The organism is Pseudoclavibacter sp. VKM Ac-2888 (assembly GCF_015351285.1).
Taxonomy (GTDB): Bacteria; Actinomycetota; Actinomycetes; order Actinomycetales; family Microbacteriaceae; genus Pseudoclavibacter.
Window position 1 is genome coordinate 1,383,507 of the sequence record NZ_JADKSM010000001.1, and the last position, 14,231, is coordinate 1,397,737.

Consider the following 14,231-nt stretch of genomic DNA (forward strand, 5'->3'; position numbering starts at 1 on the left):
GAGGACCTCCGGAACGCACTCGAGACGGAGACGACGGTCATGCGTGAGGTGTGGCGCCAGTCGGCTCGAGCCTCGAGCCTCGGGCCTGGAGCCCGGAGTCGGCTGCGCGTATCGGGTCGTGAGCGGTGCCGCCGCTTCCCGGGTCGCACGCCTCTCCGCAGCTCCGCCCGCGGACGCCCCGCTCCTGCGTCTGCTGCTGACGAGCGACCACCAGCTCGGCGCTCCCGTCCCGGTAGCCATGCGGCATGCGAGCGAAGCCGCTGGCCCCTTCGACGCCGTGCTGTACGCGGGCGACTTCGTGAATGTCCCCGACCGCGCCTCGGAGTGGTTCGACGACGCTCGCGGCTCCGCGTTCTTCCCGTCCATGCGAGACATCCTGCCGAGCACGCCGATCTTCTCGGTGGTCGGCAACCACGAGGTCCAGGGCAGGCGAGAGCCTGGGCGGACGCTCTCGGAGTCCTTCGAGGGCGCATCGCCCGTGCGCGTGTCCGACGACGGTCTGAGCCTCTCGAACTACGAGACCCTGTTCCCCTCGCCGTCCGGCTCCCGCTTCTACGCGGTCACCTTCGGCGGGGTGCGCATCGTCGCCCTGAGCGCGACGCGGGTGTGGCGCTCCGACCGGGCCGACGACGACCCCGCCGCTCGCCTCGTGTCGAGCCGCTACCAGGAGGCCGCGCACGCGCTCGAGGATCCGCTGGCTCAGCGCTACGGGTCGCACATCGTCGACGACCTGCAGGCCGGGAGCCCGCAGTACGAGTGGCTGCGCCGCGAGCTCGCGAGCCCCGCCTTCACGGAGGCGAGGCTGCGCGTGGTCGTCATGCACGAGAGCCCGCACAGCATCGGCGTGAACGCGATGCCGCACTTCGCGCATCCCGTTCGCCTCGAGGAGCGCGACGGACTCGGTGAGCTGACCGGCGTGCGCTACGACTACCCGTCGGCCGAGAGCATCCTGCTGCGCGACATCGCACCGCTCTTCGAAGCTGCGCGCGTCGACCTCGTCATCGGCGGGCACTCGCACCTGTGGTCGAGGTTCGCCTCAGCGGCGGGCGTGCAGTACCTCGAGACGTCGCACGCTGGGAGCACACACGGGGCATTCGATCAGAGCAGCGGCCGCCGTCGAACGCGCCCGTCGTTCCGGTGGAACGCGCACGATGCAGTGGCGCAGGGTGACGCGGGCGGCCTCGACCCCATCGTTCCGACGCGTGCCCCTCGGCTCGGAGCGGCCGGCGAGCCACTCCCCTACGTCGCGGAGCCGGGGCTGAGCGTGTTCAGCGTGCTGACCGTGTCTGCAGGTGCAGGTGCAGGCGCAGGCGCAGGCGAGAAAGCGGATGCGGCTGCCGTCGTCGAGAGCTACCTGTACGACGCCCGGACCCCCGAGGTGCCGGCTCAGGTCTTCGATGCGTTCGGCGTCGGTGAGGCGTGAGCCGCTCGGTCGCGCGCGTTCCTGAGGAGCCTGGGGCCGACCGTCCAGAGGAGCACCACGAGCACGGCCACGGCTCCGCCTGCCCAGATTCCGGCGGTCGGCGAGACGACGAAGTCGAACACGAAGAGCACGATGCCCACGAAGAGCAGTGACGCTGCGATGAGGCAGAGGATGAGGATGACGCTGGCGGCGTGGACGAGCTGCGCTTTCGCCCCTTCGCCGAACAGGATGCGATGCAGCATGACGGGCGCGAGCGCGAGGAGCGTGACGAGGACGGCGAAGATGACGAGGCACAGGTAGAGCACGTGATCGAACGGCCCGAGCTCCGTGAAGCGCTGCTGGAACGGCAGCGTCAGCAGGAAACCGGCCATGATCTGCGTGCCGGTCTGCAGCACGCGGAACTCCTGCATAAGCTCGCTCCAGTTGCGGTCCGAGCGTTCGTTGGGGGTCTCGTCTCGTCCGTCATCGGACGTGGTGTCGACGTCGCTGTCGATCATGGCTTCTCCTGCGGTGTTGGGAGGCGTTCGCCCATCGCTCGTCCCGCCGGGTGCCCGGCACGCGACTCGTGGCGTGCCGGGCTCAGCGGTCAGGCGAGGTCGCTGATGCCGTCCTGGCGTCGGCGGTCCTGCGATCCCTCGTCGTCGACGGCGCCGTCGCCGGTCTCGAACTTCTCGTCGCGACGTTCCTGGCGGTGCTCTTCCTGATGCTCGTGCTCTTCGCGCAGCTCTTCGTTCTTGTCGTGTCCCATGGAGTCTCCTCGATCGTCTTCGGCGCATCGTTGCGCAGCCCGCGCGGCGGAGTGCCGCAGGCTGAGCGTAGCGCTCGGCGCTTGGATCGCGGCAGGAATTGGCTCCTACACACCAGGACGAGAATGCCCCTGACTCCGCACCGGGCAGGGCTGCCAAGGTCGAGGGCTGTGTTGTGGTCGTCACAACACAGCGGAAGCGACCAGAAGTCCGCTCCCGACCTTGCGGGCAGCGGTTTGCCCGCCGGGCGCGGAGCGCTGCTCGGCGGGGGGCGCCGGAGACGCCTCGAGGCGGTGCCCACCAGGAGTCCTGGTCGGCACCGCCTCGAGGGTGGCGCGTGGTGGAGAGAGCTGGGCTTAGAAGTCCCAGTCCTCGTCTTCGGTGTTGACGGCCTTGCCGATGACGTAGGAGGAGCCCGACCCGGAGAAGAAGTCGTGGTTCTCGTCGGCGTTCGGCGAGAGCGCCGACAGGATCGCCGGGTTCACGTCGGTGACGCTCGAGGGGAACATGGGCTCGTACCCGAGGTTCATGAGCGCCTTGTTGGCGTTGTAGTGCAGGAACTTCTTGACGTCCTCGGCGAGGCCGACTTCGTCGTACAGGTCGTGCGTGTACTGCACTTCGTTCTCGTAGAGCTCGAAGAGCAGCTCGAACGTGTAGTCCTTGAGCTCCTGGCGCTTGGCCTCGTCGACCAGCTCGAGGCCCTTCTGGTACTTGTAGCCGATGTAGTAGCCGTGCACTGCCTCGTCGCGGATGATGAGGCGGATGAGGTCGGCCGTGTTGGTGAGCTTGGCGTGGCTCGACCAGTACATGGGCAGGTAGAAGCCCGAGTAGAACAGGAACGACTCCAGCAGCGTCGACGCGATCTTCCGCTTGAGCGGGTCGTTGCCGTGGTAGTAGTTCATGACGATCTGCGCCTTGCGCTGCAGGTTCTCGTTCTCCGTCGACCAGCGGAACGCGTCGTCGATCTGCGGCGTGCTCGAGAGGGTCGAGAAGATCGACGAGTAGCTCTTGGCGTGCACCGACTCCATGAACGCGATGTTCGTGTAGACGGCCTCCTCGTGCGGCGTCAGCGAGTCGGGGATGAGGCTGACCGCGCCCACGGTTCCCTGGATCGTGTCGAGCAGGGTGAGCCCCGTGAAGACGCGCATGGTGAGCGTCTGCTCTGCAGGCGTGAGCGTGTTCCACGACTGCACGTCGTTCGACAGCGGCACCTTCTCGGGGAGCCAGAAGTTGTTGACGAGTCGGTTCCAGACCTCGACATCTTTCTCGTCTGGGATGCGGTTCCAGTTGATCGCCTGGACCTTCTCGAGAAGGTGGCTCGTCTCGGCCTGCGGGTTCATGTGCGTGGAGTTCTTTTCTGTCGCGTTCGTGCGGGAATGGTCGGGCAGCTCACCCGGAGGCAGGCCTCACTCGAAAGCAGGGCTGACTCGAAAGCAGGGAGGGGCCTACAGCATGCAGCTGACGCAGCCGTCGACCTCGGTGCCCTCGAGCGCGAGCTGGCGAAGACGAATGTAGTAGATCGTCTTGATGCCCTTCTTCCACGCGTAGATCTGCGCGCGGTTGATGTCGCGGGTCGTCGCCGTGTCCTTGAAGAAGAGCGTCAGCGACAGGCCCTGGTCGACGTGCTGCGTCGCCTCGGCGTAGGTGTCGATGATCTTCTCGTAGCCGATCTCGTAGGCGTCCTCGAAGTACTCGAGGTTGTCGTTCGAGAGGTAGGGCGCCGGGTAGTAGACGCGGCCGAGCTTGCCTTCCTTGCGGATCTCGATCTTGGACGCGATCGGGTGGATCGACGACGTCGAGTGGTTGATGTAGCTGATCGAACCGGTCGGCGGAACCGCCTGCAGGTTGCGGTTGTACATGCCGTGCTTCTGCACGAGCTCGCGCAGCTCGGCCCAGTCGGCCTGCGTCGGGATGTGCATGCCCTCGAAGAGCTCGCGGACGCGCTCCGTCTTGGGAGCCCACTCGACGTCGACGTACTTGTCGAAGAACTCGCCCGTCGCGTAGGTGGAGCGCTCGAAGCCCGCGAAGGACTTGCCACGCTCGGTCGCGATGAGGTTCGAGGCGCGGATCGCGTGGAACACGACCGTGTAGAAGTAGATGTTCGTGAAGTCGAGAGCCTCTTCGGAACCGTAGAAGATGCGCTCGCGGCCGAGGAAGCCGTGCAGGTTCATCTGGCCGAGGCCGATGGCGTGCGACTCGTCGTTGCCCTTCGCGATGGAGGGCACCGACGCGATGTGGCTCATGTCGCTGACGGCGGTGAGGCCGCGGATCGCGGTCTCGACGGCCGTCGCGAGGTTGCGCGAGTCCATGGCGGCGGCGATGTTCATCGACCCGAGGTTGCAGGAGATGTCGTTGCCGATGGTCTCGTAGCCGAGGTCGTCGGTGTACGTCGTCGGCGAGTTGACCTGGAGGATCTCCGAGCACAGGTTCGACATGTTGATGCGGCCCTCAATGGGGTTCGCACGGTTCACCGTGTCCTCGTACATGATGTACGGGTATCCGGACTCGAACTGGATCTCGGCAAGGGTCTGGAACAGCTGGCGTGCGCTGATCTTCGTCTTCTGGATGCGTGCGTCGTCGACCATCTCGTAGTACTTCTCCGTGACGGAGATGTCGCCGAACGGCTTGCCGTAGACGCGCTCGACGTCGTACGGGGAGAAGAGGTACATGTCTTCGCCGCGCTTGGCGAGGTCGAACGTGATGTCCGGGACGACGACGCCGAGCGACAGCGTCTTGATGCGGATCTTCTCGTCGGCGTTCTCGCGCTTGGTGTCGAGGAACCGCATGATGTCGGGGTGGTGCACGTTGAGGTACACGGCTCCAGCACCCTGACGCGCGCCGAGCTGGTTCGCGTAGGAGAAGGAGTCTTCCAGCAGCTTCATGATCGGGATGATTCCCGAGGACTGGTTCTGGATCTGCTTGATCGGCGCACCCGACTCGCGGATGTTCGACAGGTTGAAGGCGACGCCGCCTCCGCGCTTCGAGAGCTGCAGGGCGGAGTTGATGGAGCGGCCGATCGACTCCATGTTGTCCTCGATGCGGAGGAGGAAGCAGGAGACGAGCTCGCCTCGCTGCTTCTTGCCCGTGTTGAGGAACGTCGGGGTCGCGGGCTGGAAGCGCCCGGCGATCATCTCGTCGGCGAGCGACGTGGCGAGGGTCTCGTCGCCCTGCGCCAGGCCGAGCGCGACCATGAGCACGCGGTCCTCGAAGCGCTCGAGGTAGCGCTTGCCGTCGAACGTCTTGAGCGCGTACGAGGTGTAGAACTTGAAGGCGCCGAGGAAGGTCGGGAAGCGGAACTTCTTCGCGTAGAGGCGGTTGCGGAGCCCCTCGATGAAGGAGTGCGCGTACATCGCCAGGGTCTCGGGCTCGTAGTACTCGTTCTCGACGAGGTACTCGAGGCGCTCCTCCAGGTCGTGGAAGAACACCGTGTTCTGGTTGACGTGCTGGATGAAGTACTGGTGAGCGGCTTCGCGATCCTTGTCGAACTGGATCTGGCCGTTCTCGTCGTACAGGTTGAGCATCGCGTTGAGCGAGTGGTAGTCGAGCGTGTTCGCCGCGGTTGGTGCGTTCATCGTGATGACACTTGCGTCGTCGAGAGCGGTTGTTGCTGCCAAAACCTGTCCAATCCAGAGTTGACTGCGGCGACGTCGTCTGGCGTGCCGAAGAGTTCGAAGCGATACAGCGTTGGTACGCCGCACTTCGAGGAGATGATGTCGGCGGCGAGGCCGTAGCCTTTGCCGAAGTTCGTGTTTCCGCCGGCGATGACGCCGCGGAGGAGCTCGCGGTTGCGTGGCTCGTTGAGGAATCTGATGACCTGCTTGGGGACGGCCCCGCGCCCATCTCCCCCGCCGTAGGTGGGGAGGATGAGCACGTAGGGCTCGTCCGCGACAAGCTGGGGTTCGCTCGGGAAGAGCGGGATGCGGCTCGCTGGCCGGTCGAGCTTCTCGACGAAGCGGCGCGTGTTCTCGGAGACGCTCGAGAAGTAGATGAGCCCGGTCATGGGTGCAGTCCCTTCTTCATCCGCGTCATACCTTGATGCGCGTCATGAGTCGCGTTTCGAGATGCGAGCGCTCAGAGCGGTGAACGACGATCAGCGCAGTGAGCGTCGCCCGGTGCGACGGCTAGGCCGTTGCGAGAGCAGCCAGCTGGCTGATCTTGTCGGGGCGGAAGCCCGACCAGTGGTCGTCGCCCGCGATGACGACGGGAGCCTGCATGTAGCCGAGCTCCTTGACGGTCTGCAGCGCCTTCTCGTCTGCGGAGACGTCGAAGATCTCGTACTCGATGCCCTGCTTGTCGAGGGCACGGTAGGTGGCGGTGCACTGCACGCATGACGGCTTGCTGTAGACGGCGATTGCCATGGTTTTCTCCTGGTTCCTAAGTGCTTGGGGAGTGCTATTCGTGCAGTGTGTTGAAAGCGTCTCGCCCGGTCTCTCGCGGCCCTGCCGAAGCAGTCTCACGCGGTGCCAGGTGGATGAACCCCCGTTGTGTCGCAGTTTCCCGCGGCCACTACATCTTGTGCTCGATGAGGCTACCACCACTAGATAGGGTGTTACAACCGTGTAGTTCTCCACAAGTCCTCCACAGAAAATGCCCCAGTTTCCGGCGTTTCTCCACCGTTTTCCGGCGGTTGTGCACAGTCTGTCCCCAACCACCGACATTCCTCGTCCGAGGCGTACGATTGTCGGCGCTGTGACGAACTACGCGACTGTACTCAGAACCCCAGGCCTGACACGACTCCTGCTCTCGCAGCTCGTCGCCAGGTTCCCCGCCGGCATGCTCTCGCTCGCGATCCTCATGCACGTCGAGGACACCTACGACAACTTCACCTCCGCCGGCGTGGTCCTCGCCGCCCTGAGCATCGGCCAGGCGGTCTCGGGCCCGGTCGCCGGGCGCCTCATGACCGTCTGGGGCATGAGGCCCGTGCTGATCTTCACGATGATCGCGTGCTCGCTCTCGCTCACGGCGCTCGCGCTCTGGCCACCGGTGCTCTGGCAGGCGGCGATCCTCGCGGTGCTGGCTGGGCTCAGCATCCCTCCCGTCTCCCCCGCCGTCCGGACGATCTACCCCAAGGTCGTCACCGCATCGCAGCTGTCGCGCCTCTTCTCGCTCGACGCCTCCCTCCAGGAGGTCATCTGGGTGATCGGGCCCGTCGCCACGACCGCCGTCGCGTTCGCGATCTCGCCAGCAGCCGGCATCCTCGTCGGTGCCGGCATCACCCTCATCGGTGGCCTCTGGTTCGTGGCAGCCCCCGAGGTGGGCAAGGTGCGCATCCCGAAGTCGCGACGCAGAGCGGGGGCGGTGCTGCGCAACCCGGTCGTCGTCCTCATGTCCGTGACGGGCGCCCTCCTCGTCGGTGCCTGCGCCGCCATCGAGGCCGCCGTCGTGGCGGAGTTCGGCCACGAGCGCGCGGAGACCGGCATCCTGCTCGCCGTCTTCGCCGTGGGCTCCCTCGTCGGCGGCCTCGCCTTCGGGCACCTGCCGCTTGCGCCCCTCTCTCTCGCGCGCCGCATGGGGATCGTGTTCCTCGGCATCGGCCTCGCGCTGATCTCGACGAACCCGGTCTGGCTCGGCGCCGCATTCTTCGTGAGCGGCCTCGGCATCGCGCCCGTCTTCTCCGGCAGCTTCTCCGCGGTCTCCTCGAGCGTCCGCTTCAGCGAGAGCGCCGAGTCGTACGGCTGGATGGCGACGGGGCAGCTCATCGGCGCCGCGGCTGGGTCCGCGCTCGCCGGCATCGCGAACGACCTGGCTGGTTCCCTCGGCGGCTTCCTGGTGAGCGCCGCGTTCGCCCTCGCGGGCGCAGTCGTCGCCCTCCTCTGGCGCGGGCATATCCCGGACCTGCGTGGTGCCGACATCGCGCCGCGACCCGACACCGAGCCCATGAACGTCCTGAACGCCCCTTCCTGATGCCGCTCCCGGTGCTCAGAACGCCGACCGAAAGGCCCAGATGAACTCGCCGCTCACCCCCAGCTTGACCATGAACGACGGCATCCAGATCCCCCAACTCGGTCTCGGCGTCTACAAGGTCCCGGACCTCGAGGCGACCAGGGTCGTGGTGGATGCCATCGACCTGGGCTACCGACACCTCGACACGGCGGCGTTCTACGACAACGAGGCGGGCGTCGGCCGCGGCATCCGCGAGAGCGGGGCTCCCCGCGAGGAGCTCTTCGTGGCGACGAAGGTCTGGCACGACCGACACGGCTTCGAGGAGACGCTCACCTCCTTCGACGAGAGCCTCGAGAAGCTCGGCCTCGACTACGTCGACCTCTACCTCATCCACTGGCCTGCCCCGGCGCAGGGCAGGTACGTCGAGACTTGGCGAGCGCTCGAGCGGCTCCATGGCGAGGGGCGTGCCCGATCCATCGGCGTCTCGAACTTCAAAGGACACCACCTCGATCGCCTCGCGGCAGAGACCGAGACCGTGCCGGCCGTCAACCAGATCGAGCTGCATCCTCGCCTGCCGCAGGTCGAGACCCGCGCGTACAACCGAGCGCACGGCATCCTCACGGAGGCGTGGTCGCCGCTCGCACGGGGCACGCTGCTCGACGAGCCGGCGCTCCTCGCCCTGGCCGACAAGCACGGCAAGACGGTCGCCCAGGTCGTGCTGCGCTGGCAGCTGGACCTCGGCAACGTCGTCATCCCGAAGTCGGTGCACCGCGAGCGACTCGCCTCGAACCTCGAGGTCTTCGACTTCGCGCTCGACGCCGACGACCTCACCGTCATCGCCGCCCTCGAGTCCGGCGAACGCACCGGCAAGGACCCAGACCTGTTCTTCTGATCGCGCATCCGCAGTCGATCTCTGGGGGAACTCGGAGCACGCCGAGCGCCGCCAGGTGCTTGCATGACTCCTATGCGCACCACATTCCGGCGGCTCGGCGCCGCGACCGCCCTCGCCCTCAGTGCGCTCCTGCTCTCCGGATGCGCGAGCGGCATGTCCTCGACCGAGTCGCAGTCCGAATCGGCGCCGCAGGGCGTCGCGCAGGACTCCGCGGGTGCCCCGGAGGCGGCCGCTGGCGCCACGCAGGAGAATCGGGACGTGGTCACGACGGGCTACGTGGGGATCCAGACGGGCGACGTGCCCGGGGCCCGCACGCAGGTGGAGGCCCTCGTGGAAGCACGCGACGGGCGCATCGACGCCCGATCGGAGACGGGGGGCGACTCCATCTCAGCGCAGCTGACCGCGCGGGTGCCGGCAGCAGACTACGACGCGTTCATCACCGAGCTGCGCGAGGTCGGAGAGGTGGTCTCCGTCGAGACCTCCGCCGTCGACGTCACACTGCAGAAGACGGACATGTCCTCACGCGTCTCGACCCTCGAAGCGTCAGTGACCTCGCTGCGAGGGATGCTCTCCTCGGCCACGGAGGTCGACGACCTCCTCGCGATCGAGACGACGCTGACCGAGCGCACGAGCGAGCTGCAGAGCCTCCGCGCGCAGCTCGAGGTACTCGAGGAGAGCATCGCGTACTCGACCGTCTCCATCTCCATCTCGAGCGACGCCCCGTCTCCCGGGGAGGAGCCCGCTGGCTTCCTCGCGGGCCTGCAGGACGGCATGGCGGCACTGCTGCGCGGGTTCGCCTCATTCTGGACCGCGCTGGGCTTCGCGCTCCCCGGTCTCGCGCTCCTCGCCCTGCTCGGCGCCGCGGCCTGGGTCATCGTGCGCCTCAGCATGCGCTCCTCGGCTGCCCGAGCGGCCCGCCGGGCGGAGGCGTCGGCCGCTGCCGCCGCTGCCGCACAGCCGGCTTCCGCGGCACCGGACGCCGGAGGCCGCGTGCCCGCCGAGCCCGCCTCGTAGCGCCGATTCGGCCAGCGCACCGCTGCAATCGCTAGTCTTGTGCAGGTCGTTCGTGCGCACGTGGGCACGGATGGCCCGCCACATCCACGTTGACCGAGGAGCACAGCATGGCTGCCGACGACACGAACACCAAGTTCGACCCCGATTTCGAGCCGCGCGACGAGGACACCACGCGCATCGAGGCCGCGGGTGTCCCCGACGAGGACCTGGCTCCGGGCGACACGATCGGGGACCTCGCAGACGACCCCATCGAGCCGCCCCAGGACCCCGACGAAACCTCGGACTCACTCGCCGCCGGCACCGGCCACGTGAGCGGCGAGAGCAGCGCAGCCGCCCAGCTCAAGGCCCACGAGGCGAAGCTCACCCGCATCTTCCAGGCGACCGTCTTCGGACCGGGAGACGAGCGGATCGGCCGTGTCGGCCAGGTCTACCTCGACGACCAGACTCGCGACCCCAACTGGGTCACGGTGAAGACGGGCCTCTTCGGCACCAAGGAGTTCTTCATCCCGCTCGATGTCGCGGAACTGGACGAGAAGCGCATCCTCGTGCCCTACTCGAAGTCGCTCGTGACGAGCGCTCCCAGCACGGAGGTCGACCAGAACCTCAGCCCTGCCGAGGAGGACGCGCTGTACGTGCACTACGAGGTTCCGGGGCGCATGCCCGAGAACGGCACGGAAACGAGCCTCGTCGAGGATGGAAGCGAGCTCCGTCCTGGCAGCGCCCCCGTCATCATGGAGCAGAGCGGTGACGACTTCGGCGACGCCGACGAGGCGACGCGGACCGAGGACGCGCTGCTCGCCGAGACCGTCGCCGATTCCGCCTTCGACACCGAGGCCAGCATCGACGCCCACGAGACGGCGGCGCCCCTGCTCTCGGCCGACGACGACGACACTCGCCTCATCGCGACTGCGGAAGCCGCGGCGAGCGACGACGAGTTCGAGGCGCCGACGGTGACCGAGTGGGAGGAAGTCAGCTTCCAGCGGCCGAGCGACGAGCCGACCGACCCGACAAGCCCCGACCGGAACTAGGAGCCTCCGTGCCTCTCTTCGCCACGATCTACCACTACGCAGACGATTCAGCCGACACCCGCGACGAGCACCGCCCCGCGCACCGGGCCTGGCTCGGCGAGCAGAAGGACGCGGGCCTCCTGAAGGCCTCGGGCCCTTGGGCCGCTCCTCACTCGGGCGCGCTGCTCCTCTGGGAGAGCGACGACGAGGCGTCCCTGCGGGCGCTCCTCCCCGCCGACCCCTTCGCCGCAGTCGGCGTCATCCGCCAGACCGACGTCTACGAGTGGACACAGGTCTTCGGACCGTTCACCCCGTAGCTGACGAACTCCCCAGCACCTCGACGAAGCCGGTCGCCGCACTCGCGGCGGCCGGCTTCGTCACGAACTAGGCCTGCTCGTGGGTCTGCGCCGGCTCGGCGGAGCTGCTGGGTGCCGCTGCCCTTGGCTTCTCGAAGAACAGCACGACGACCGCTCCCACGAGGAAGGCGGCGATCGGCAGCAGCAGCGACTGCCCCAGGGCCGAGGAGAACCCCTCGGCGACCGCGGGCGGCAGCGCGCCGCTGCTCTGCTCTGCGGCATCCGCCGGCATGCCAGGCAGCTCGGCCGCGAGGCGCGAGCTGATGAGGGCGGCGATCGCGGCCGACCCGAGCACCGAGCCGACCTGGCGGGTCATGTTGTAGACGCCGGATCCCGCTCCCGCCAGTGCGGGAGGCAGGTTCCGCGTGGCGCTCGTCGCGAGCGGTGCCCAGAGGCCGGACATCCCGAGGCCGAGGAAGGCGGGTGGGATGAGCAGCTGCCAGAGCGGCGTGTCGGCCGTCATGAGCAGCGACATCCACCCGAGCGCGGCAGCCACGATGAGGAATCCCGCGAACGCGATCCAGCGGGGCTCGGTGCGGTCGGTGAGGCGGCCCACGAACGGCGCCATGACCCCGGACACGACGGCCATGGGAACCAGCATGAGCGCCGCCTGCGTCGGCTCGAGTGCGCGCGCCGTCTGGAAGTAGAACGCGATCGGGAGCGGCATGGAGACGATCGCGAGGCCCAGCACCGAGATGCCGAGGTTCGCGACCGTGAAGTTCCTGTCGCGGAAGAGCCCGAGCGGCAGGAGCGGCTCCTTGCGGTTGAAGCGCTGCCAGACGACGAAGCCGACGAGCACGACCACTCCGGAGACGATGAGTCCCCACACGGAGATGGGTCCGACGATCTGCCCCCAGTCGAACGTCTCGCCTTCCTGGATGCCGAACACGAGCAGGAAGAGGCCCACAGCGCTGAGCACCACGCCCAGCCAGTCGAACGAGTGCGCCTTGGTCTCGAGATCGGGCACGAGACGCCAGGCCAGGATGAACGCGACGACACCGACGGGCACGTTGACGAAGAAGATCCACTCCCAGCCGAGGCCGTCGACGAGGAACCCTCCGAGGATAGGGCCGACGAGGGTGGCGACTCCGGCGACCGCGCCCCAGAGCCCCATGGCGGCACCTCGCTTGTCCGGCGCGAAGATCCGAGTGATGACCGACATGGTCTGCGGGGTCATGAGGGCGGCGCCGAGGCCCTGCACGGCACGCGCCGCGATGAGCATCCCGATGTCACCCGAGAAGCCGCACCAGAGCGATGCGAGGGTGAAGACGACGAGGCCGATGAGGTAGATGCGCTTCGGGCCGAAGCGGTCGCCGAGGCGACCGGTGATGAGCAGCGGCACGGCGTAGCTGAGCAGGTACGCGCTGGTCACCCAGATGACGGCGGTGATGTCGGTCTGGAGATCCCTGAGGATGGCCGGGTTCGCGATGGAGACGATCGTCGAGTCGACCAGGATCATGAAGAAGCCGATGACGAGGGCCCAGAGGGCGGGCCAGGGGCGGGAGACTGTTTCCACGAGGGTGGATGCTACGCCCCTTGTCGGGCCGTTGCGCGCCACGCGAGGAATAGCCGGCGGGCGGGACGCGTTGTGCTCCCCGTACGCCCAGAGACAGGAGACGCATGCCAACCATCGACATCACCACCGAGACGTTCAAGGACACGGTTGCCTCCGAGGGCATCGTGCTCATCGACTTCTGGGCCGAATGGTGCGGCCCCTGCCGCCAGTTCGGTCCCATCTACTCCGCCGCTTCGGAGCGCCACGAGGACATCACGTTCGCGAAGGTCGACACAGAGAACAACCAGGAGCTGTCCGCCGGCCTGCAGATCACGTCGATCCCGACGCTGATGGCGTTCCGCGACGGCGTGCTGCTCTACCGCGAGGCCGGGGCCATGCCGCTCGCGGGGGTCGAGAAGCTCATCGAGGCCCTCGAGAACGTCGACATGGATCAGGTTCGCGCTGAGATCGCCGCGAAGTCGGGCGCTGCGCCCGCCAACGAGGCGCAGTAGGCCCAGAGCTTCTCCCCCAGCTCGGGGTCGTAGCTGCGCCAGTGCGAGGTGCCGATAACGGGCATTCCCCGCGTGAGGTGGGCGGGGACGATCGTCTCCCCGCCTGCCAGCTGCGGGTCGGTGACGGCCCTGAGCTGGCAGAGGGCACCCTCGTGCTTGCCTTGCGCCGCGAAGGCGAGGAGGCTGTCCAGGGTGCGCTTGCCGAGCGACGGTTCGTGGACGCCCGGGATCGTCAGGGTGAGACCGCCCGTCGAGTAGCCGGGATGCGCGACGAGGCTGCGCACGTGCCCGCCAGCGGCGCGCGCTCGACGGCCCCCCTCGATCGCGAGCACCTGCGTCGCGAGCTTCGACTGCGCGTAGGCGTTCCAGGACGTGTAGCCGCCGCGCAGCTGCACATCCTCGAGGTGTGCCCTCGTGAGCGCGGGCGCGATGCTGCCGAGCCACACGAGGGCGGCACCCTCACGGAGCGCGGCCCCCACTGAGAGGTGGCTCAGGAGGGCGAAGTGGCCGAGCGCGTTCGTGGCGAAGACCCGCTCGATGCCGTCGCTCGTCTCTTCCCGCTCGGTCGGCGGATGCACGACTCCGGCGTTGAGGACAAGACCGTCGAACCCGGACGCAGCTGACGACGGGTCGCCGATGAGTGTGGACGCCGCGCCGCGGATCGCCTCGAGCTCCGCGATATCGAAGGCGAGGGTCGTGACGAGCTCGGATCGTCCCATGGCTGCGGCCGCAGCCTCGAGCCTCGCGGCGCTTCGTCCCGTGATGACGACGTTCGCGCCCCGGGCAGCCAGGCTCTTCGCCGTGAAGAAGCCGAGCCCCGTCGACGCGCCCGTGATGAGGTAGCGCCTGCCGGAGAGGTCGTGGGGCCCGAACTCAGCTGCGGCGCTCACGCGTCGTCGCCTT

At 67.7% G+C, this 14,231-nt stretch carries 15 protein-coding genes; 7 read left to right on the plus strand and 8 right to left on the minus strand.

What is annotated here, in order from left to right; all coding sequences use genetic code 11:
- Window positions 1-118 precede the first annotated feature (118 nt).
- On the plus strand, window positions 119-1,423 hold the full coding sequence (locus ITJ61_RS06630; protein WP_194685832.1) for a metallophosphoesterase family protein: 1,305 nt from the start codon (window positions 119-121) through the stop codon (window positions 1,421-1,423).
- On the opposite strand, the gene ITJ61_RS06635 is transcribed toward ITJ61_RS06630, so the two are convergent.
- The 6 genes from ITJ61_RS06635 to nrdH form a co-directional block, all read right to left on the minus strand.
- On the minus strand, window positions 1,387-1,920 hold the full coding sequence (locus ITJ61_RS06635; RefSeq protein WP_104241765.1) for a DUF6328 family protein: 534 nt from the start codon (window positions 1,918-1,920) through the stop codon (window positions 1,387-1,389). The two genes, ITJ61_RS06630 and ITJ61_RS06635, sit on opposite strands and share 37 nt — an antisense overlap.
- An 89-nt stretch (window positions 1,921-2,009) precedes the next feature.
- Window positions 2,010-2,171: a hypothetical protein gene (locus tag ITJ61_RS06640; RefSeq protein WP_160073323.1), complete on the minus strand. Its 162-nt coding sequence runs from the start codon at window positions 2,169-2,171 to the stop codon at window positions 2,010-2,012.
- Window positions 2,172-2,525: 354 nt separating this feature from the next.
- Complete coding sequence (gene nrdF, locus ITJ61_RS06645; RefSeq protein WP_104241767.1) at window positions 2,526-3,509, minus strand: class 1b ribonucleoside-diphosphate reductase subunit beta; 984 nt, start codon at window positions 3,507-3,509, stop codon at window positions 2,526-2,528.
- A gap of 105 nt (window positions 3,510-3,614) precedes the next feature.
- Entirely contained in the window at window positions 3,615-5,741 is a 2,127-nt protein-coding gene (nrdE, locus tag ITJ61_RS06650; RefSeq protein ID WP_104241769.1) for a class 1b ribonucleoside-diphosphate reductase subunit alpha, read from the minus strand.
- Window positions 5,738-6,169, minus strand: a complete 432-nt coding sequence (nrdI, locus tag ITJ61_RS06655; RefSeq protein ID WP_104241771.1) for a class Ib ribonucleoside-diphosphate reductase assembly flavoprotein NrdI — start codon at window positions 6,167-6,169, stop codon at window positions 5,738-5,740. Before nrdI ends, nrdE begins: the two co-directional genes overlap by 4 nt.
- A 121-nt stretch (window positions 6,170-6,290) precedes the next feature.
- Window positions 6,291-6,527, minus strand: coding sequence for a glutaredoxin-like protein NrdH (gene nrdH, locus ITJ61_RS06660; protein WP_068478736.1), 237 nt, complete (start codon window positions 6,525-6,527; stop codon window positions 6,291-6,293).
- A gap of 331 nt (window positions 6,528-6,858) precedes the next feature.
- Between nrdH and ITJ61_RS06665 the strand changes: the two genes are divergently transcribed.
- The 5 genes from ITJ61_RS06665 (at window position 6,859) to ITJ61_RS06685 (ending at window position 11,282) form a co-directional block, all read left to right on the plus strand.
- Complete coding sequence (locus ITJ61_RS06665; RefSeq protein ID WP_104241773.1) at window positions 6,859-8,073, plus strand: MFS transporter; 1,215 nt, start codon at window positions 6,859-6,861, stop codon at window positions 8,071-8,073.
- Between the two features lie 40 nt (window positions 8,074-8,113).
- On the plus strand, window positions 8,114-8,944 hold the full coding sequence (locus ITJ61_RS06670; protein ID WP_194685833.1) for an aldo/keto reductase: 831 nt from the start codon (window positions 8,114-8,116) through the stop codon (window positions 8,942-8,944).
- A gap of 72 nt (window positions 8,945-9,016) precedes the next feature.
- The gene (locus tag ITJ61_RS06675) at window positions 9,017-9,958 is read left to right on the plus strand and encodes a DUF4349 domain-containing protein (protein ID WP_181064988.1); all 942 of its coding nucleotides are present in this window, start codon (window positions 9,017-9,019) and stop codon (window positions 9,956-9,958) included.
- A 107-nt stretch (window positions 9,959-10,065) separates the two neighbouring features.
- The gene (locus tag ITJ61_RS06680; RefSeq protein WP_194685834.1) at window positions 10,066-10,986 is read left to right on the plus strand and encodes a PRC-barrel domain-containing protein; all 921 of its coding nucleotides are present in this window, start codon (window positions 10,066-10,068) and stop codon (window positions 10,984-10,986) included.
- Window positions 10,987-10,994: 8 nt separating this feature from the next.
- A complete protein-coding gene (locus ITJ61_RS06685) occupies window positions 10,995-11,282 on the plus strand; it encodes a YciI family protein (protein WP_194685835.1) in 288 nt (95 codons plus the stop codon).
- A 67-nt stretch (window positions 11,283-11,349) separates the two neighbouring features.
- Here ITJ61_RS06685 and ITJ61_RS06690 read toward each other — a convergent pair whose 3' ends face one another.
- Window positions 11,350-12,837 (minus strand): MFS transporter, encoded by a 1,488-nt coding sequence (locus tag ITJ61_RS06690; RefSeq protein ID WP_194685836.1) that lies wholly within the window; start codon window positions 12,835-12,837, stop codon window positions 11,350-11,352.
- Between the two features lie 104 nt (window positions 12,838-12,941).
- On the opposite strand from ITJ61_RS06690, the gene trxA reads away from it, so the two are divergent.
- The gene (trxA, locus tag ITJ61_RS06695) at window positions 12,942-13,328 is read left to right on the plus strand and encodes a thioredoxin (protein WP_194685837.1); all 387 of its coding nucleotides are present in this window, start codon (window positions 12,942-12,944) and stop codon (window positions 13,326-13,328) included.
- Here trxA and ITJ61_RS06700 read toward each other — a convergent pair.
- The gene (locus tag ITJ61_RS06700) at window positions 13,268-14,218 is read right to left on the minus strand and encodes an SDR family NAD(P)-dependent oxidoreductase (RefSeq protein WP_194685838.1); all 951 of its coding nucleotides are present in this window, start codon (window positions 14,216-14,218) and stop codon (window positions 13,268-13,270) included. The two genes, trxA and ITJ61_RS06700, sit on opposite strands and share 61 nt — an antisense overlap.
- Between the last annotated feature and the right edge of the window lie 13 nt (window positions 14,219-14,231).

What these genes read in the sequence shown, in the direction of transcription:
- nrdE (WP_104241769.1), bottom strand. Translation starts at nt 5,741, where the DNA reads ATGAACGCACCAACCGCGGCGAACACGCTCGACTACCACTCGCTCAAC.
- nrdH (WP_068478736.1), bottom strand. Translation starts at nt 6,527, where the DNA reads ATGGCAATCGCCGTCTACAGCAAGCCGTCATGCGTGCAGTGCACCGCC.
- trxA (WP_194685837.1), top strand. Translation starts at nt 12,942, where the DNA reads ATGCCAACCATCGACATCACCACCGAGACGTTCAAGGACACGGTTGCC.
- ITJ61_RS06670 (WP_194685833.1), top strand. Translation starts at nt 8,114, where the DNA reads ATGAACTCGCCGCTCACCCCCAGCTTGACCATGAACGACGGCATCCAG.
- nrdI (WP_104241771.1), bottom strand. Translation starts at nt 6,169, where the DNA reads ATGACCGGGCTCATCTACTTCTCGAGCGTCTCCGAGAACACGCGCCGC.
- ITJ61_RS06675 (WP_181064988.1), top strand. Translation starts at nt 9,017, where the DNA reads ATGCGCACCACATTCCGGCGGCTCGGCGCCGCGACCGCCCTCGCCCTC.
- ITJ61_RS06640 (WP_160073323.1), bottom strand. Translation starts at nt 2,171, where the DNA reads ATGGGACACGACAAGAACGAAGAGCTGCGCGAAGAGCACGAGCATCAG.
- ITJ61_RS06635 (WP_104241765.1), bottom strand. Translation starts at nt 1,920, where the DNA reads ATGATCGACAGCGACGTCGACACCACGTCCGATGACGGACGAGACGAG.
- ITJ61_RS06680 (WP_194685834.1), top strand. Translation starts at nt 10,066, where the DNA reads ATGGCTGCCGACGACACGAACACCAAGTTCGACCCCGATTTCGAGCCG.
- nrdF (WP_104241767.1), bottom strand. Translation starts at nt 3,509, where the DNA reads ATGAACCCGCAGGCCGAGACGAGCCACCTTCTCGAGAAGGTCCAGGCG.